Here is an 830-nt window from a genome sequence, read left to right on the forward strand (position 1 = left end):
ACCTGGTGCAGGGGGGGTGTGTCGGTGCGGCACACCTCCTGGGCCCTGGGACAGCGCGGATTGAACGCGCACCCGGCGGGAACGCTCGTCAGACTCGGCGGCAGCCCCTGAATCGCGTACAGCTCCCGCCCCTTGCGGTCCAGCCGCGGAATCGAGTCCAGCAGACCCCGCGTGTACGGATGCGCCGGCCGCCGGTACAACTCACCCACCGGAGCCGTCTCCACGATCCGCCCCGCGTACATCACCGCGATCTTGTCCGCCACATCGGCCACCACCCCCAGATCATGGGTGATCAGAATCAGACCCATGTGATACTCCCGCTGCAACTCCGCCAGCAGATCCATCACCTGCGCCTGCACCGTCACATCCAGCGCCGTCGTCGGCTCGTCCGCGATGATCAGCTCCGGCTCCAGCGCCAGCGCCATCGCGATCATGATCCGCTGCCGCATCCCCCCGGAGAACTGATGCGGATAGTCGTTCACCCGCGCCCTCGCCGCCGGAATCCTCACCCGCTCCATCAGCTCCACCGCCTTGGCCTTCGCCGCCTTCCGCGAAAGCCCCTGATGGACCCGGAACATCTCCCCCAACTGGTAGCCGACACTCAGCACGGGATTGAGAGCCGACAACGCGTCCTGGAAGATCATCGCGATACGCCGCCCCCGCAACGCACGCCGCTGATCCTCCGACATCTTCAGCATGTCCTCACCGTGGAAGAGGATCTCCCCTCTGGGAATCCGCCCCGGCGGCATGTCCAGGATGCCCATGACCGCCTGCGCGGTCACCGACTTGCCCGAACCCGACTCCCCCAGCACCGCCAGCGTCTCACCGGC

The 830-nt window shown here is 67.1% G+C and carries 1 protein-coding gene; it reads right to left on the reverse strand.

Translation table 11 applies throughout. The annotated features are described in order from the left end of the window. A partial coding sequence (locus tag AC2CJA_RS26945; RefSeq protein WP_484605249.1) for an ABC transporter ATP-binding protein occupies positions 1–830 on the reverse strand: 830 nt, incomplete at both ends.

It is taken from the genome of Streptomyces sp. ATLC9 (assembly GCF_057196705.1).